This is a genomic window from Achromobacter sp. CF-sbj1-Ac2-l (assembly GCF_052698165.1).
In genome coordinates this window covers 993730-1009596 of sequence record NZ_CP199855.1, presented here as the reverse complement: position 1 = coordinate 1009596, position 15867 = coordinate 993730, and the positions used below count along the sequence as shown (strand labels likewise).

Below are 15867 nucleotides of genomic sequence, written 5' to 3'. Positions count from 1 at the left end.
CATGCATTGTCGTTTTGAAGACCGGCTGGCCGGCCGCGCGCTGCGGCTGGACGGCTTTCTGGCCCGCATCGAGGCGCGCGCGGCGGCCGAGGTCGGCCCCGCGCTGGCCGCCATCGACGCGGCGCGCCAGTGCGGCCACTGGGTCGCGCTGCTGCTGGACTACGAGCTCGGCGAATGGCTGTTGCCCGAAGCCACCCGGCCCGCGCCCGCCGGTCCCTGGACGCCGCCGCATGATGACGGCCGGGCGCGCCTGACGGCGTTGGTGTTCGAGCGCCAGATCGACGAAACGCCATGGGACGCGCCCGACGCCGACAGCCCGCCGGCCGCCCTCAGCATCCCCACGCCGCGCATGACCGAGGCCGGCTACGTGCGCCAGATCGAGGCCATCCGCGAACTGATCGGCGCCGGCGAGCTGTACCAGGTCAACTACACCCAGCCGCTCGACGTGCAATACCAGGGCGACGCCGCCACGCTGTACCGCCGCATCGCCGCGCGCAATCCGGTGGCGCACGGCGCCTATATCGAGGACGGCGCGCGCACGGTGCTGTCGTTCTCGCCCGAACTGTTCGTGACCCGCCGCGGCGCGCAACTGACCACCCGGCCGATGAAGGGCACCGCGCCGCGCCACCCCGATCCGGCCGAGGACCAGCGCCTGGGCCAGGCGCTGCTGGCCAGCGACAAGAACCGCGCCGAGAACCTGATGATTGTCGACCTGCTGCGCAACGACCTGGGCCGGCTGGCCGAGCCCGGCTCGGTCAAGGTCGAGGCGCTGTTCTCGCTGGAACGCTATCCCACCGTCTGGACCATGACCTCGACCGTGTCCGCGCAGGCGCCGCGCGCCACGCTCGAGGACGTGCTGCGCGCGCTGTTCCCGTGCGGCTCCATCACCGGTGCGCCCAAGGTCGCCGCCATGCGCCGCATCCGGCAAATGGAGGCCGCGCCGCGCGGTCTGTATTGCGGCAGCATCGGCTGGCTGGCGCCGGACGGCGACTTCTCGCTCAACGTGGCGATCCGCACGCTGGTGCTGGATGCGGCCGGCCATGGCGTCTACAGCGTCGGCGGCGGCATCGTGCACGACTCCGATCCGGCCGAGGAATGGCAGGAATGCCACTGGAAAGCCCGCATCCTGCGCGCCTGAATGCGCAATCCGTGTCCACGGGGTAGGATAGACCCCGGCCCCGCCCTCCTTCGCCCGCCGTTTACCAGGAGCCCGCATGCAACCCGAACTGATCGAGACCATCCTGGTCGACGCCGAGCGCCGCGTGCCGCTGCTGGCGCGCCACCTGCACCGCCTGGAGCATTCCTGCAAGGCGCTGGGCTACACCTGGGGCGGCAATGCGGTGCAAAGCGACATCATGATCGCCGCGCTCAGCCTGAACACCCCCGGCGCGCACCGCCTGCGCCTGTTGGTCGCGCGCGACGGCAGCCGCCACATCCAGACCGCCATGCTGCCGCCGTTGCCGGCGGCGCAGGAAATCATGCTGGCGCCCGAGGCGCTGCGCTCCTCCGAACCGCTGCTGCGCTACAAGACCACCTACCGGCCCTGGTACACCAAGACCATCGAATGGCTGCCGGCCCATCCGCACATCTTCGACCTGGTCTACCTGAACGAACGCGGCGAGCTGTGCGAAGGCAGCCGCAGCAACGTCTACCTGCGCCTGGATGGCGACTGGTATACGCCGCCGGTCGACAGCGGCTGCCTGCCCGGCGTGCAGCGCGCCGAACTGCTGGACACCGGCAACGTCAGCGAACGCGTGCTGACCCTGGCCGACCTGCACGCGGCCGACGAAATCCGGCTGTCCAACGCCCTGCGCGGCTGGTTCACGGTCACGCTGCGCGAAACCTGAACCCCGGCGCGCCGGGCGGTGAGTACGCGCCCCCCTAATCCGCGAACTGCTCCACCACCACCTGCCGCAGCCACTGGTTGGCCGGCTCGCGATGGTTGCGGGCGTGCCAGAACACATTGATGACGGACTCCGGGATCTTCACCGGACAGGGCGCGGTGGCCAGGCCGAACGGCTTGCAGGCGCAATCGGCGAAGCGCCGCGGCACCACCGCGATCATGTCGGTGGCCTGCAGCACCGGCCCCACCGCCATGAAGTGCGGCACCGTCAGCCGCAGGCGCCGGCGGATGCCGGCCTGCTCGATCACCTGGTCCACCACCCCGTGGCCGGTGCCTTCGGACACGATGGCGACATGCTCGGCGGCGCGGAACTGCCGCGCCGACACGCCGGTGCGCGCCAGCGGATGGTCCTCGCGGAAGATGCACACATAGGGCTGGCGGAACAGCCGGCGCTGGAAGAAGCCGTGCTTCAGGCCCGGCAGGAAACCCATCGCCAGGTCGATGCGGCCGCGCTCCATCTCGTCCTTCACGTCGATCGAAGTGGTGCGCACGGTACGGATGGTGACGCCGGGAGCGGCGTCGTCCAGCGCCCGCATCAGGCGCGGCAGGAAGTAGGTCTCGCCGACGTCGTTGACGCCGATGACGAAGGCGCGCTCGCTGCGCGCCGGATCGAAGCTGGCGCGCGCGTTGAGCGTGCCGTGCAGCGCCGCCAGCGCATCGGCGATCGGCTGCGCCAGCGCCTCGGCATAGGGCGTGGGCACCATGCCGCGCGAGGTGCGCAGAAACAGCTCGTCGCCCAGCAGTTTGCGCAACCGCCCCAGCGCGTTGCTGACCCCCGGCTGCGAAATGCCCAGGTTCTGCGCCACCGCCGACACCCGGCCGTGCTTGCACAGCTCGTTGAACACGACCAGCAGGTTCAGGTCCATGTCTTGCAGGTTCATGCTTGTCTCCACCAATATTTATTTTGGTGATTGTTGTCATCATCCAGATTCTATTTATTTATTTCACACCCTGGCCGATGATGCAACAAACGCCCGCGCCGATGTCGCGCGGGCCCCGATGGATGAAGGAGACAACCATGCGCCATCCCCCCGTCACGCCCTGTAGGCGCGGCCGCCTCGCCGGAGGCCGCCGATGAACGCTCCCCTGGATACCGCGCCGGACGCGATCGCCGGCGCCGCCGCCAACTCCGCCTGCCCCGCCAACTCCGCCTGCCCCGCCAGCGCCGCCCCCGAACAGCCGCTGTCGTTCATGCCCCCCTGGCAGGGCGACGGCAGCCACCGCATTCCCTTCGGCGTCTACACCGACGCCGCCCTGCACCAGCGCGAGCTTGAGCGTTTCTTCTATCGCGGCCACTGGAGCTACGTCGGCCTGGAAGCGGAAATCCCCAATCCCGGCGACTTCAAGCGCACCGCCGTGGGCGAGCGCTCCGTCATCCTGCTGCGCGACAACGACGGCCAGGTGCGTGTGGTGGAAAACGTCTGCGCCCATCGCGGCGTGCAGTTCTGCCGCGAACGTTCCGGCAACCGCAGCGAGTTCGTCTGCCCCTACCACCAGTGGAACTACGACCTGCAGGGCAACCTGATCGGCGTGCCGTTCCGCCGCGGCGTCAAGCAGGACGGCCGCGTCAACGGCGGCATGCCGCCCGACTTCAAGCCGGAAGAGCACGGCCTGACCAAGCTGGCCGTGGCCTGCCGCAACGGCGTGGTGTTCGCCTCGTTCGACCACGACGTCGAGCCGCTGGAAGACTACCTGGGCCCGGACATCCTGCACTACTTCGACCGCGTCTTCGACGGCCGCCAACTGGTCATCCACGGCTACAGCCGCCAGCGCATCCCGGGCAACTGGAAGCTGATGCAGGAGAACATCAAGGACCCGTACCACCCCGGCCTGCTGCACACCTGGTTCGTCACCTTCGGCCTGTGGCGCGCCGACAACCGCTCCGAACTGAAGATGGACCGCCACTTCCGCCACGCGGCCATGATCTCGACCCGCGGCCAGGGCGGCAAGGGCAGCGTCACCAGCGGCGTGTCCAGCTTCAAGGAACAGATGACGCTGAACGACGACCGCTTTCTCGACATCGTGCCGGAACCCTGGTGGAACGGCCCCACCGCCGTGCTGATGACGCTGTTCCCCAGCGTCATCATCCAGCAGCAGGTCAACTCGCTGTCCACGCGCCACATCCAGCCGGTCGGCCACGACGCCTTCGACTTCGTCTGGACCCACTTCGGCTTCGCCGACGACACCCCCGAGATGACACAGCGCCGCCTGCGCCAGGCCAACCTGTTCGGCCCGGCCGGCTTCGTCTCGGCGGACGATGGCGAAGTGATCGAGTTCTCGCAATCCGGCTTCGCGCAGAAGCCCTGGCACCGCAGCGTGGCCGAACTGGGCGGCAAGACCGCCGAGAACACCGACCACATGGTGACCGAAACCCTGATCCGCGGCATGTACGCCTACTGGCGTCGCGTGATGGAAGCGGAGGCGTGACGATGCTGGACTTTCCCCTCTACTACCAACTGACCCGGCTGTACGCCGACTACGCCGCCGCGCTCGACGCCGAGCAATGGGAGCAATGGCCGGAGTTCTTCCTGGAGGACTGCGTCTACAAGGTGCTGCCGCGCGAGAACCACGAACGCGGCTATCCGCTGGCGACCATGTCGTTCGAGAGCCGCGCCATGCTCAAGGACCGCATCTACGGCGCCACCGACACCATCTTCCACGACCCCTACTACCAGCGTCACGTGGTCGGCGCCCCGCGCGTGCTGTCGGTGCGGGGCGACCGCATCGAATCGGAAGCCAACTACGCGGTGTTCCGCACCAAGCCGAACCAACTGACCACGGTCTACAACGTCGGCCGCTACCTGGACGTGATCCGGCAGACGCCCGACGGGCTGAAGTTCGAGTCGCGGCTGTGCATCTTCGACAGCGAGCTGATCCCGAATTCGCTGATCTACCCCATCTGACCAGGACACCAAGACATGAGTACGAACTGGATCAAGGCCATCGCGCTGGCCGACGTGCCGGACGAAGACGTGATCGCCGTGCAGGCGGGCGGCCGCGAGATCGCGCTGTACGGCGTGGAAGGCAACGTCTACGCCACCGACAACCTCTGTACGCACGGCAATGCGCGCCTATGCGACGGCTTCCTGACGGGCCACGAGATCGAGTGCCCGCTGCACCAGGGCCGCTTCGACGTGCGCGACGGCCGCGCGCTCTGTTCGCCGCTACGCGACAACCTGGCGACCTACCCGGTCAGGATCGAGGACGGCGTGGTGTTCGTGGCGCTGTGACCCGGGCGCGGCGGCGTTCCGTGACGGGCCGTCGCCGCCCAGCTAGCCTTGCAACGCCAGCCGCAAGGCCTCGTTGGCGGCCGCCATGCCCATGGCGGCGGTCACGGTGACCACCGAGCCATAGCCGGCACAGGACAACCCCTGCGGCGCCACGGCCTGCGCCGAGGCGCCCATATCGTCCTCGGCCTCGGCCTGCCGCGTCCATTCATCGGGCAGGATGGCGGGCTGATCGAACCACAGGGCATGAATCCCCATCTTCGGCACGCGCTTGAGCGCCTTGCCATTCTTGTCCGATGCGCGTGGAAACCCATGCTCGCGCCGTAGCTTGTTGCGCAGCTTGGACAGCAAGGCGTCATTGACCGCGGCCGACAGGTCGCCGGCGCGCAACGCCAGCGGATCGGTCTTGCCGCCGGCGCCGCCGCACAGCAGCATCGGAATCCCCAGCGCCCGCGCATGCAGGATCATGGCGATCTTGGCGGCGGCCTGGTCGGTGCAGTCGATGATGGCGCTGTAGGGGCCGGGCAGCACTTGCGCGACGTTTTCCGGAGAAACGAAATCGTCCACACGGGTCAGGCGACATTCGGGATTGATGGCCAGGATGCGTTCGGCCATGGCATCCACCTTGGACTGCCCCAGGGTTTCCGTGAGCGCATGGATCTGCCGGTTGACGTTGGATTCGGCGATGTGGTCCAGGTCGATCAGCGTCAGGGTGCCGACCCCGCAGCGGGCCAGCGCTTCGACCGTCCACGAGCCTACGCCGCCCAGCCCGGCGACGGCGATGTGGGCATTCTGGAGGCGGGCGGGAGCCTCGGGGCCGTAGAGGCGGGACAGGCTGCCGAAGCGGCGGGCGATGTCGGCTTTTTCTTCTGGGGCGGTCATGGGGGGTATTTTATATGGGCGCGCGTCGGGCGATCCCCCCGGGTCTTTTCACGGCGAAGGTTGCCATGCATCCCGGACATAACCCGGTGAAAGGCCCGTCACGACCACCCCGTCCGGCGTGGCAGGCCCGGCCGAGACCACGATCGACCGCTCGGTGGAGCTTGCCGATTCACGAAACCGGACAAGGCTCTTTCCCGCGTCAGTACGAATCGCCGTGGCCGGCACCACCATCGCCTGCTCATCATGAAATATCACGATCGAGGCGCTCGCCGTCATTCCCAGCCGCACCACCGCCTGTTGCGCCGCCGTCAGCGGCGGCAATGCAATCACTACCCGATACATCGTGCCCGCCTGCGAGTCTCCCTCGAGTCCCTGCACCCCGATCGATTCCAATTCGCCGGAAAGCGCCAGGTCCCTGAATCCTTCGCCACGTATTTCCACCGGCTGGCCTGGACGCAGCCGATTCAGATCCGTCTCGTCGACCTTGGCCACGACATGGACCCGCGCGACGTTGGCAATGGCCAACAGCCCCTGGCCCTGCCCAACCTTGGCGCCCGCCAACAATGGCTCTCCGGCGGCGTCCCGCCTGCCATCGCCGTTGCCCGGGACCCGGATCACGACACCCGAAAACGGCGCCACCACCACGCCGGAGGCCTCATCGGCCAGCGCATTGAGCCGGGCCGTGGCATTGGCCACCTCCATTTCCGCGAGTTGCCGCGCTTGCCCCTTGCCGCGCTCCCGGGCGTCGGCGAGTTCCGCCTCTGCCGAGGCCACCGACAGGGATTGCATCTTTTCCTGCTGGATCAACGCATCCAGCTCCATGCGGGGCACGATTCCGCGCTCATAGAGCTGCCTGGTCTCAACCAGCTTCTGATGCGTGTCGCTCAGACTGAGACGCGCGCTCGACAGGGTTTGACGAGCGCGGGCGACGTCAGGGCCAGACTCCCAGTGGTCGATGTCGCTCAGGAGCTTGCGCGCCTTGATCTGTTCGCTCAGCGCCTGGCGTCGCTGTATGTCGAGTTCGGTCACATCCATCTCGAGCAGGCGCTGGCCCGCCTCCACCCGCTGCCCTTCCGACACCTCAAGCGACTTGATATTGCCATCGAAGGGCGCTGTGATTGTGACGATCTGCTCCGGAACGATCTTTCCCGCCACGCCCAGACGAATCTCGACCGGCCGTGGCGAAACCAATGTCCAGGGCGAGGGTTTATCTTGCGCCCTGCCGCCAGGCGGTCGATGCCATGCAAAGGCGATCGCCGCGACGGCAAGCAGGGCCACGCCCGCCGCCATCAGGCCGGATTTATAGGCAGAGAGCTTAGTCATTCAGCGAGATACCCCAACTTTGCAATGTCATGCCAAGCTTCAGGTCCAACTGCGCCTGTGCATCCAGATAGCCGATCAAGGCATTGAGTCGGGCGTTCTCCGCCCCGCGTAGATCGGTTTCAAAGGCCAGCACCTGAAAATTGCTCGATCGTCCTGCCTGCAGTTTCTGGCGTTCGATCTCGAGCTTCTTGCGTGAAAGATCGCGAACGCGCCCCGCGATTTCGTACTGGCGCCATCGAGAGGCCAGTTCCCGCACCGCGTTATTCACGTCCAGCGCCAACTGCTGTTCGGCGTCTTCGAGCAGCAGCGCCTGGTTGTCCGCGTCGGCTTTTGCATGGACGGCAGCCTGTCGCGCGCTCAGGTCCCCGATCGGTATCTGGACCTGGACACCCACATACCCGTCCCAATGGCGATCGGACACCGCCTCCGAATGGCTCGATCGCCTTGTCCGCCCTTGGCTGGCGCCGCCCATCAGGGAAACATCCCACAGGCGGTTGTCGCGCGCGACCGCAAGATTGATATCGGCCTGTTCCCGGGCGATCACCTGCTGCAAATACCGCGGTTGGTGCGTCAACGCGATGCGCTGGGCATCCTGCACGCTGAGCGTCGAGGGCATTTTCCCGGGCCTGTCGCTGGCCCGGATCCGGCTGCGCAGATCCAGGGCCAGCAGTTGCAGCAACATCAATCGGCTGGCGTTGAGATCGTTATCGGCATTCTCGACATTGAACTCCTGGGCGGCCACATCGGCCTCCGTCTGCACCAGGTCGACCCGCGCCATGCGTCCGGCTGCGATCAGCGCCTGGTTGATCTCCAGAAGCGCTTGGGAACGCTGCAATGCCGCCTTGGCAATGGTGACTTGCTCCTGCGCCCGCATCAATTGCCAGTAGGCCTGGACGATCTGCGTAACGGTCTGGGAAACCGAATCCTGCAAAGTCAGCCGATTGCTTTGCTCGATCAAGCGCGCCATGCGCAAGGGCGCGGTTGCCACCTCGCGGCCCGCGCCGCGCAGCAAGGGTTGGATGATCGCGAGCGTGACGCCGTCGTCGCGGAACCCTCCCGCCCGGTTGGCCTTGCTCAATTGGCTGGTCCAACCCAGGCTGAAACGCGTGCCGAATTCGCCTACCATCGTCGCCGCGGGCGAAAGCACCCCCTGCCGCGAACGATCGTCCTGATTGCGGTTGCCGGTGATCTGCCCGGTAACGAGAAGCTTGGGCGAAAAGAAATCCTCGGCCACGCGCAGGTCGAACTTCTGCGCCACGCGGGTCAGGTAGGCGCTGCGTATGCCGCGATTGGCGCGCAAGCCGAGAAAGACGGCATCGGTCAAGGTCAGATCGACGACGCCTTCGCCCAACACGGCCGGCGCCTGATACCGCATGGCCGGGCGAGACGGCAACGGCTCATCACCCGCGCGTGCCACGGGTGACAGCGCCGCCAACCCAAGCGCCACGATGAGCATCCGCGCCGCACTACGCATCGCGCAAGGCCTGGACAGGCTCCAGCCGCGAAGCCGCGACGGCCGGATACCAACCGAAGAACAACCCCGTCAGCAGCGCCGTGCCCATCCCCAAGGGCAAGGATGCGGGCGCCAGCACGAAATCCCAACCGGAGTAGCGCGCAAAAGCGTAGGCCGCGCCAACGCCGAACACTGCGCCCAGCGCCGCGCCCACAATGGCCAACAGACCCGCCTCGGCGAGGAACAACAGGCGGATGTCGCGCCGGGTCGCCCCGAGCGCCAAGCGAACGCCGATCTCGCGCCGCCTTTCGGAAACACTCATCAGCATCACGTTCATCACGCCCACGCCGCCCACCAGCAATGAGATCGCGCCCAGTCCCGCGAGCAGATATGAAAAGGTTCGGGACTGACGCTCGAGACCATCAATCAACTGCCGGGGAATATCCACCTGGACCTCCCTGCCGGGCACCTGCGTGCCGACATACCCGCGCAGCGCGCTGGCCGTTTCCACAAGGTCGGCCATAGGCGTCGCCCTGGCCAGGATGGCGCCGAGTTCAGGCTTGGGAAACAATCGGTGCAGCCCTTCAATGGGAACGATCACCGATCGGTCCGCATCGACCGGAATCAGCGGATTCCCCTTCATGCTGCGCGTGACGCCGATGACCTGATAGAAGTAGCCGCCAATTTGCAGCGAGGCACCCAGGGCGAGCGGATGCGCCGGACTGCCCAGTTCACGCGCGATTTCCGCACCGACGACGGCAAATGTGGCATGACGATCGAACGGCGACAGGAAACGGCCGCGCTCCATGCGCAGATTCATCGCGGCGGCAAGATCCGGCGTCGTGCCTACGATCCTGGGAACCATCGTACGTCCCGGGAAACGCAGCGGCACGTTGTAGACCGACAGGGGCGCCGCATGGCGGATGCCCGGCACGGCTTGCGCCAACGCGCCGGCATCCAGCGCGCGGGGCAGCGCGCGCGGCTTGGCGCCCGTCACCGGGAAAGTCACCACCAGGACGTCCGTACCCATGTCCTTGAACATGCGCATCACCTGTTCGGCGGCGCTATGCCCGATGTTCAGGAGCGCGATGATGGCGGTGCTGCCGACCATGATGCCGAGCAAAGCCAACAAGGCCCTGCGACCCATTTGGCGCAGGCTGTCAGCCGCTTGCAGCGCAGTTTGCGTCAGCGATAGACCGCGCATGCACCGGAACACCGGAAATCAACGCCTTTCGTCGCAGTGGCAGGGTTCATGCAGTACACCGTCGCGCATATGAATCTGGCGCGAGAAGCGGCCAGCCAGGTTGGCATCATGCGTCACCATCACGATCGTGACCGCCCGCTCGCGGTTCAGCCCCATGAGCAAGGCCATGATGCTCTCGGCTGAAGCCTGATCCAGATTACCGGTCGGTTCGTCCGCAAGAATGACGGAGGGATTGCCGACCAAGGCGCGGGCAATGGCGACCCGCTGGCGCTGCCCGCCGGAGAGATCGGCAGGGAGATGCCCGCCGCGATCGGCCAATCCAACTTGACGAAGCCAATCCATGGCCGTGGCCCGCGCCTGGGCTCGCGGGATACCACGATAGAACAGTGGCAAGGCAACGTTATCGAGGGCGTTCATACGGGGCAACAGGTTGAAGGACTGAAAAACAAACCCGATCTCTCGATTGCGAACCCAGGCGCGGGCGTTCTCGTCCCTAGCCAGCATGTCGCTTCCGCGAAACAGGAACTGGCCGGCCGACGGCCGGTCGAGCAAGCCCAGGATATTGAGCAAGGTGCTCTTGCCGGAACCGGACGCCCCAAGCAGCGCGCAGGTTTCGCCGGGGTGGAGCTCAAGTGTCACATCGCGCAGCACGCTTACTGATTGGCTGCCTTTGCGATAAGCATGGCGGACACGTGTGATTTGAATGAGCGGATGGCCCCACGAATCTGCAATCCACATCAGTCACAAGGTCCAGAATCGACTTATATCTCTTTATAGCGACTTATCGTCAAATTGAAGATAAGTCGCTATCCATTACAACTCTCTTAGTCGTTGTAATAAACCACCATCGTGGCAAGAATATAACGAGGATATGGCCCGACACCTGTCCCGGTATACGTTACAGAAAACGGCTTATCAGCAGAATTTCCGTCAAAATAATGGGATATCTGCCCACTCGAGGATAACGAGGCGCAACTGACCCCACCGTTATAGCAAACCAGCGCCGACACATTTGCCTGTGAGCTATCCTGAATTTGAATTTGAACGCCTTTAATTTTCTTTCCTACTGGTGAGACAAGAAAATTGCTAGGTTGATAACAACAGTAGCGGTGCCTCCTCTTCGTGACACATAGTCGCCACTTTTATAAGTGGACCACACATAATCACCGGCAAACGCACTACCGGAGAACAACAGCGAAGCAACAACCAAAAAACGCAGCAACTTATTTTTCATTAGATTTCTCCACAAAATACAGACAGCACATCAATCATTGACTGATGCCGGACTCACCCGCGGGATGGCTTCTACCGCTATCGCCTTATCAACGCACAAGGTGAACAGATTGGATAAACCTGTCCTTCAATTGGAGCGCATAAAGAACATCGCATATTTCTATTTTTGGAACACTAGTGACCAAATAGGTCAGACCACAGAAACATCGACCAAATCATTACCAGCAGCTTTTCAGCACATAAAAAAATCGCCATCAACGCACTTTGTCTAAAAAAACGCCCGACGATATTAATCGGGCACCATATCTTCCATGAGAATTACAGCAGAACAAATCCAGAGACAACAATCTACATTCAAAGACCAGATATCAACGTCGGCTTTTGATTCACACTACGATAGAGCAAATCCATCAGGATATATTGCCTATGCCTTTCCATATCATGCGCCATCTGTAGCAACATTCTGCGTGAAAACCCATCCTTAGCCTGCATCAGGGCCCCGTCCTTTGATTCGCCTGGCGGGTCATATTTGAAGGAGAAAGAACCGCCGCCCCCCTCGAACGGATCGCCATGTCCTCCCCATTGAGGCATAGACTCCACCTTCTCTCGAAACTTGACACTGAATCCGAATTTGTATGCGAAATCATCCGGCTGGGACAGAATCAATCTTCCTATTTTTTTATAGATATCCATCGCTGAGCTGCCTTTACTCATCTCGACTGCATACATCGATTTCAGGTCAGCAACAAATGCATTGGATTGTTTTTTATCTATCATCTCACTTTCAGGAGTAACCGGAATTCTAGTTGTTGCATAATATAAATCTCCTCCGTTAATATAATCAGAACAATCAAATCCAGGAGAATAATCATTAAAAACCCAGGTTTTTAGTTGTTCATACTGTTCGGCCTCTGTATATTGATTGGCAAAACGAGCCAACCAATCAGGTGTCCAGCACACCAACAAGCTCAGGTCTGCATCCGCGTCGTCAGCCTCCTGGCTTGACAGCGCCACCGCCTTATCAGACAGGGTCACGGCCTTCGATGCGGGGGAGCTTTCGATATATTTTTGCTTCGCAGAACCCATGACTTCGGTAAAGCGGGCCTCCCCATTCGCGTCCGTAGTGAACCGCGTCGACGAATAGTTGAAACCGAGCGGGCCGCTCGGACCTGACAGCGTTGAATTGGATACTTGCACAAGCAGCTCCTGATTGATTCCAGCAATTGACACCCCTGACTTCTTTTCCAAAAGCGCCACAAAGACAGGGAATTGGATCTTTCAATCTAGAACGGCGAGTGGCCCATGACGTTGCCTTATGAGAAACGCGCCAGACCGAAAAGGTAACGTACGGGCAACCCACCCGAAGGCGGTACCCACCGCGCAGATAGGCAGCAATTCGCCCCGCAATGGCTAGTTCAACCTGATGAAGTTTTTCTGTTGCCGGGAGTTGCCCCCCTAGCGGGGTTCCCCAGGTAGGAACCGGTCCGCCGAAAGCCACTCGAGCAAGCCCAGGAGGTTGAGCAACGTGCTCTCGCCGGAACCGGAAGCCCCGAGCATCGCGCATGTTTTACCGGAATGGACCTCGAATGCCACGTCACGCAGCACGGGTATGGACTGGCTGTCCATGCGATAGGTATGGCCGACACGTGTGATTTGAATGAGCGGAAGGCCCGGAGTGTCAGTAATTCGCATCGATCACATAGTCCGAAATCGACGCGAATAGCTTCGACAACAACTCAACGCCAGATCTACGAGTCGCCACTCAAGGAGTTAGTTAATCGCCGTAATAGACCACCATCGTGGCGATAACGTAGCGTGGATACGGACCAAGACCAGTACCGGTATACCTTACCGTGAACGGCTTATCGGCCGGCCTGCCATTAAACATTTTATAGATTTGTCCACTGTAGGTTATGGGATAGCAATCGATCGGGCCGTTATAGCAAACCTCCATTGATACGTTTGCCTGGGAACTATCTTGAAGCTGAACTTGCACACCAGTGACGGTTTTCCCCAGTGGCGAGACAAGAAAATTGCTGGGTTGATACACAACCGTGGCGGTTCCCCCTCTTCTCGACACATAGTCACCACTCTTATAGGTGGACCACACATAATCACCGGCAAACGCGCTGCCGGAGAACAAAAGCGAAGCAACAACCGAAACATGCAACAATCGATTTTTCATGAAATCTCTCCATGGGGTACGTTGACTATGCATCAATCATCGACTGATGCCGAACTCACCCTTGGGATGACTTATGCTTCAAAAACTTGGTCAACATGCAGGGTGAAGCAGGTTGACGACCTGCCACCTCAATTTGAACGCAGCCATGAACTCGCATATTGCTATTTTTGGAACACGCGTGACCTTATAAATCAGGCAAAACCGGCCAGATTACGAAATAAAAATGCCCGATGAAAATCATCAAGCACCACTTCTGCCAAGAATTTTTTCAAAAAACAGCCCGGGCACAGGACTTTTAAATTTACAACCTACACTCGGTGACTGGATGCAGATTTAGACCTAAAGCCTGCTTTCCCATGAAGCAGGTCCATTAATATCTGTTGCCGCTGCCGCTCTAGATCGCTCGCTTTTTGCAATACGGAATTATGCGCAAGACTAGTCTTCGCTTTCACCAATGCGTCAACCTTTGACTCATTCGAGAGTGGCATACTAGATGAGGAATGATCGACATGCCTGCCAAACTGGCTATTATGCGCACTGTTATAAGCCGCGGTAAGAGCATCCATTCTTTCGCGATATTTGACACTAATTCCAAATTTATAGGCAAAATCATCCGGCTGCGCCAAAATCAGCTTCCCGATCTTCTTGTAGATATCCATAGCCGAGCTCCCCTTACTCATTTCGGTGACATACAAGGCTTCCTGTTGAGCTGCAAATGTATCGTGCTGCCGCTTTAACGCGGCCTCCCTTTCGGGCGTGACCAGAATTCTCGTGGTCCCATAATATATGGGACCGCCCTCCGACGTGAGTTCGCTGCAATCGTGCCCTGGCGTGTATGCGCTATTGAAAACCATAATCTCGAGCTTCTGATACCGTTCGGCCTCTGTATAGTTATTTGCGAAACGCGCCAGAGCTTCCGGTGTCCAGCACGCCAACAAGCTGAGATCTGCATCCTCATCTTCGGTCTCCTGGCCTGACAGCGCCACCGCCTTATCAGACAGGGTCACGGCCTTCGATGCGGGGGGGCTTTCGATATATTTTTGCTTCGCAGAACCCATGACTTCGGTGAAGCGGGCCTCCCCATTCGCGTCGGTGGTGAACCGCGTCGACGAATAGTTGAAACCGAGCGGGCCGCTCGGACCTGACAGCGTTGAATTGGATACTTGCACAAGCAGCTCCTGATTGATTCCAGCAATTGACGCCCCTGACTTCTTTTCCAAAAGCGCTACAAAGGCAGGGAATTGGATCTTTCAATCTAGAACGGCGAAAGGCCTATCACGTTGCCTTATGGGCAACGTGATAGGCCCAAAAGGTAACGTGTGGATGTGATCGAGCCAGGCTCACGCACCGATAGTGGCCGTTTACCGCGCGCGGGAAGGTGGAGAGGTGTCTTCGCGCATGGCAATCACCCGCTCAACGAAGCGCGTCACGTTCTGGCGTGCGACGCGGGTTGAGCGCAGGAGCCAGGTCGTCAACGCCGCCGGCTCGGCCAGCGGACGGCTGAGGATGCCGAGTTCCCAGCTTGAAAGGGCCTGGGAAGCGCCCACCAGTGCGAGGCCGACGCCAGCGGCCACCATCGAAAGCATGAGATAGGTCGATTGCACCTGCGCCGCCACGAGAGGTTGGGCCGAACCCTTACTGATCAAGCGGTCGATTTGCCGGCGGCATCCCTCGCAATACTTCGGATCGCCAAGCACCAGGGGATGCCTGAGAACCGCGCTCAATGGAATCACTTCCATCGCCAGCAGCGGGTGGCCGGTGGGGAGAATCACATGGATCGGGTCTTGCCAGGCTCGTTCAGCCACGATGCCGCGGCCCACGTGGTCGGATGGAGCGAAACCCAGGTCGTAAAGGCCTTGGTCCAGGCCTGCGAGTTGCTGGGCGAACGGCACCTCCGAAAAATGGATGACCACGCGCGGCTCGTCCGCGCGGCAACCGGCCATCAACGCGGCCAATCGCGTCGGGTTCATTCCTTCTGACAGGGCAATATGTAGCGCGCCGCGATTGCCAACGGCCACGCCTAGGACGCTGTCGCGCGCCTGACCGATTGCGCTGAATATGGCCGGAATGTGCTCCCGTAGCGCTTCCCCCTCCGGCGTGAGCAGGGTGCCCCGGTTGGACCGCACAAAAAGAGACACCCCCAAGGTGGTTTCCAGCGATTGAATCGCCCGAGACAACGGCGAGATTTCAATATGCAGCCGTTCGGCGGCGCGGCGATAGTTCAACTCGTCGGCCAACACAGCGAAGTACTTCAGCAGTCGCAAGTTCATTCTGAGTATTTCGGTGACGGTGATCGTACGTTGCGGTGAACGTGATCAGTCTGGCGGGGTATTGCGCGGTCAATCGATTGTAGCGACGGCCTTCATGATTCAGCGTCGGCTGACGCTGCTTTCCGTCTTCTATTGCATCAGGTGAAACCGTCCGAATCTGACGGCATAGGCGACGATTCGGGAACAG

General features: G+C 61.7%; 18 protein-coding genes. 6 read left to right on the top strand and 12 right to left on the bottom strand.

The window, feature by feature from the left end; all coding sequences use genetic code 11:
• The first annotated feature begins 1 nt into the window (after position 1).
• Both ACUDCK_RS04655 and ACUDCK_RS04650 read left to right on the top strand, forming a co-directional pair.
• Positions 2 to 1138, top strand: a complete 1137-nt coding sequence (locus tag ACUDCK_RS04655; RefSeq protein ID WP_175168340.1) for an aminodeoxychorismate synthase component I — start codon at positions 2 to 4, stop codon at positions 1136 to 1138.
• Between the two features lie 76 nt (positions 1139 to 1214).
• Entirely contained in the window at positions 1215 to 1847 is a 633-nt protein-coding gene (locus ACUDCK_RS04650) for an aminotransferase class IV family protein (protein ID WP_054501810.1), read from the top strand.
• A gap of 34 nt (positions 1848 to 1881) precedes the next feature.
• Here ACUDCK_RS04650 and ACUDCK_RS04645 read toward each other — a convergent pair whose 3' ends face one another.
• Positions 1882 to 2784: a LysR family transcriptional regulator gene (locus tag ACUDCK_RS04645; protein WP_006388935.1), complete on the bottom strand. Its 903-nt coding sequence runs from the start codon at positions 2782 to 2784 to the stop codon at positions 1882 to 1884.
• Between ACUDCK_RS04645 and ACUDCK_RS04640 the strand changes: the two genes are divergently transcribed.
• The 4 genes from ACUDCK_RS04640 to ACUDCK_RS04625 all read left to right on the top strand — a co-directional run bounded on the left by ACUDCK_RS04640 (position 2783) and on the right by ACUDCK_RS04625 (position 5133).
• Positions 2783 to 2950, top strand: coding sequence for a hypothetical protein (locus ACUDCK_RS04640; protein WP_155755527.1), 168 nt, complete (start codon positions 2783 to 2785; stop codon positions 2948 to 2950). The genes ACUDCK_RS04645 and ACUDCK_RS04640 overlap by 2 nt on opposite strands.
• 144 nt (positions 2951 to 3094) lie before the next feature.
• A complete protein-coding gene (locus tag ACUDCK_RS04635; protein ID WP_026382665.1) occupies positions 3095 to 4330 on the top strand; it encodes an aromatic ring-hydroxylating dioxygenase subunit alpha in 1236 nt (411 codons plus the stop codon).
• Positions 4331 to 4332: 2 nt separating this feature from the next.
• Positions 4333 to 4806 carry an aromatic-ring-hydroxylating dioxygenase subunit beta gene (locus ACUDCK_RS04630; protein WP_054416481.1) on the top strand — a complete coding sequence of 158 codons (474 nt, stop codon included), beginning with the start codon at positions 4333 to 4335 and terminating at the stop codon, positions 4804 to 4806.
• Positions 4807 to 4821: 15 nt separating this feature from the next.
• Positions 4822 to 5133: a non-heme iron oxygenase ferredoxin subunit gene (locus ACUDCK_RS04625; protein WP_020925024.1), complete on the top strand. Its 312-nt coding sequence runs from the start codon at positions 4822 to 4824 to the stop codon at positions 5131 to 5133.
• 42 nt (positions 5134 to 5175) lie between these two features.
• On the opposite strand, the gene ACUDCK_RS04620 is transcribed toward ACUDCK_RS04625, so the two are convergent.
• The 11 genes from ACUDCK_RS04620 to ACUDCK_RS04570 all read right to left on the bottom strand — a co-directional run bounded on the left by ACUDCK_RS04620 (position 5176) and on the right by ACUDCK_RS04570 (position 15680).
• A complete protein-coding gene (locus ACUDCK_RS04620; RefSeq protein ID WP_175168339.1) occupies positions 5176 to 6012 on the bottom strand; it encodes a tRNA threonylcarbamoyladenosine dehydratase in 837 nt (278 codons plus the stop codon).
• A 48-nt stretch (positions 6013 to 6060) separates the two neighbouring features.
• The gene (locus ACUDCK_RS04615; protein WP_175168338.1) at positions 6061 to 7335 is read right to left on the bottom strand and encodes an efflux RND transporter periplasmic adaptor subunit; all 1275 of its coding nucleotides are present in this window, start codon (positions 7333 to 7335) and stop codon (positions 6061 to 6063) included.
• Positions 7328 to 8791 (bottom strand): TolC family protein, encoded by a 1464-nt coding sequence (locus tag ACUDCK_RS04610; RefSeq protein ID WP_231132952.1) that lies wholly within the window; start codon positions 8789 to 8791, stop codon positions 7328 to 7330. The genes ACUDCK_RS04615 and ACUDCK_RS04610 overlap by 8 nt, the downstream gene beginning before the upstream one ends.
• Before the next feature lie 10 nt (positions 8792 to 8801).
• A complete protein-coding gene (locus ACUDCK_RS04605) occupies positions 8802 to 9992 on the bottom strand; it encodes an ABC transporter permease (protein WP_175168337.1) in 1191 nt (396 codons plus the stop codon).
• An 18-nt stretch (positions 9993 to 10010) separates the two neighbouring features.
• Positions 10011 to 10730 carry an ABC transporter ATP-binding protein gene (locus ACUDCK_RS04600; protein WP_217481237.1) on the bottom strand — a complete coding sequence of 240 codons (720 nt, stop codon included), beginning with the start codon at positions 10728 to 10730 and terminating at the stop codon, positions 10011 to 10013.
• A 325-nt stretch (positions 10731 to 11055) separates the two neighbouring features.
• On the bottom strand, positions 11056 to 11226 hold the full coding sequence (locus ACUDCK_RS04595; protein WP_175168336.1) for a hypothetical protein: 171 nt from the start codon (positions 11224 to 11226) through the stop codon (positions 11056 to 11058).
• A gap of 353 nt (positions 11227 to 11579) precedes the next feature.
• Positions 11580 to 12422, bottom strand: coding sequence for a hypothetical protein (locus tag ACUDCK_RS04590; RefSeq protein WP_175168335.1), 843 nt, complete (start codon positions 12420 to 12422; stop codon positions 11580 to 11582).
• Positions 12423 to 12680: 258 nt separating this feature from the next.
• Positions 12681 to 12782 (bottom strand): hypothetical protein, encoded by a 102-nt coding sequence (locus tag ACUDCK_RS04585; RefSeq protein ID WP_231132953.1) that lies wholly within the window; start codon positions 12780 to 12782, stop codon positions 12681 to 12683.
• 217 nt (positions 12783 to 12999) lie between these two features.
• A complete protein-coding gene (locus tag ACUDCK_RS04580) occupies positions 13000 to 13410 on the bottom strand; it encodes a hypothetical protein (RefSeq protein WP_131728096.1) in 411 nt (136 codons plus the stop codon).
• Between the two features lie 308 nt (positions 13411 to 13718).
• Positions 13719 to 14579 (bottom strand): hypothetical protein, encoded by an 861-nt coding sequence (locus ACUDCK_RS04575; protein ID WP_175168334.1) that lies wholly within the window; start codon positions 14577 to 14579, stop codon positions 13719 to 13721.
• 192 nt (positions 14580 to 14771) lie between these two features.
• Complete coding sequence (locus tag ACUDCK_RS04570; protein ID WP_116792683.1) at positions 14772 to 15680, bottom strand: LysR family transcriptional regulator; 909 nt, start codon at positions 15678 to 15680, stop codon at positions 14772 to 14774.
• Between the last annotated feature and the right edge of the window lie 187 nt (positions 15681 to 15867).